The following is a 1,463-nucleotide window of genomic DNA, read 5'->3' as shown; positions in this document are numbered from 1 at the left end:
GCTAAACTTTTACATAGATAGAGAGGTGTCTTTCATGGATGATATGCGGAATACTTCGGCTCCCTTATACGGAAAAGTTGAACCTGCCACTACCAAAACCACCATGTCGGTTCGTGAGATGCGGCAGCTTCTCGGCCTTGGCAAAACAGACAGCTATTGGCTACTTCATAAGAATCTCTTTGAAGTCATTCTGATAAACGACAAAAGGCGTATCGTTATTTCCAGCTTTGAGAAATGGTATGCCAATCAGGTCAAATATCATAAGGTCAATGGCTCGCCACCGGGCGAGGAACTTTGCAAACGGTCCTATTCCGTTCCTGACGCCGCCGAGATATTGAAGGTGAAACCCGAAACGATCTATACACTCATCCGACAGGGCAAGTTGAAAACAGAAACGACAGACTTCTGTATGAGGATTCCCAAAGAGGAATTTGAGCAGTGGTACCGGTCACAAAGCCGCTACCGCACAGCAGCTGACCGGGAGCGTGACCGGGAGATTGAAGCGCAAACCATCTCCATCCCGGAAATGGCAAAACTACTCGGTATCCCACGCAAGAATGTTTATGGGATCCTTGATTGCAAAAAATACCGAGATTGTTTCGTCATTGAGCGCGTGGCCGACAGGCCGCGCATTACCAAAAAAAGTTTTAAGGCATGGCTTAAAAGCCAATCTACATACCAACTTCAAAAATCGAAAAAAGAAACGCATGAGGAGCCGCCGCTAAAACTGCAATGTCCCAAGAATGGGAAATACTACAGTTTTCAGGAAATTCAGGCTTTCTACGGAATCAGCCGCCCAACACTTGACTCGTGGGTTCTCAAAGAAGGAATTCCAACGATGAAGTTGGGAAGGGTAAAACGCATCCAAAAAGATGCTTTCGATGAAGTTCTGAAGTCCAAACGTAAAGTAGAGGAGGATGTATAATGGCCAGCATTGTCAAACGCAATAACCGATACTGCGTTGTCTATACCTACAAACACACTAATGGAACGCTAAAGCAGAAATGGGAAACCTTTAGCGACCTTGCAGATGCCAAAAACCGTAAGAAAGAGGTCGAATACAAAGAATCCGTCGGTACCTTTGTGGCACCCCAGTGCCGAACTCTAAAAGACTTGCTTACAGAATATGTTGCCCTGTACGGAAAAACTAAATGGGCACTCTCAACCTATCAATCAAACACTGCACTGATCTCAAACTACATAGTACCGCTTATCGGCTCGATGAAGCTGCAGGATCTCACCACCCGCGTAATTGAGGGATATTATCAGCGGCTGCTCAAATACGAAGCAGTCGACCCTATGTGTGGAAAGCGTCAGCATCAATACGTTTCTCCCGGCACGGTTCGTTCGGTTCACAAAATTTTGAGAAGTGCCTTTGAGCAGGCTGTAAAGTGGGAACTTATGGAAAAGAATCCCTGTATTTATGCCACCTTGCCCAAATACACTGCAAAGAAGCGTGATAT

2 protein-coding genes are annotated in these 1,463 nt (G+C 45.7%); both read left to right on the top strand.

Features of this window, described 5'->3' with window-relative positions; genetic code table 11:
- On the top strand, nucleotides 1-925 hold a 925-nt coding region (locus WMO44_RS14860; protein ID WP_349153039.1), incomplete at its 5' end, for a helix-turn-helix domain-containing protein.
- A partial coding sequence (locus WMO44_RS14855; RefSeq protein WP_349153038.1) for a tyrosine-type recombinase/integrase occupies nucleotides 925-1,463 on the top strand: 539 nt, incomplete at its 3' end. The genes WMO44_RS14860 and WMO44_RS14855, both read left to right, overlap by 1 nt.

It is taken from the genome of Faecalibacterium tardum (assembly GCF_040096515.1).
GTDB lineage: Bacteria > Bacillota > Clostridia > Oscillospirales > Ruminococcaceae > Faecalibacterium > Faecalibacterium tardum.
The sequence above is the reverse complement of the archived record's forward strand: the minus strand, read 5'-3'. Positions and strand labels throughout refer to the sequence as shown.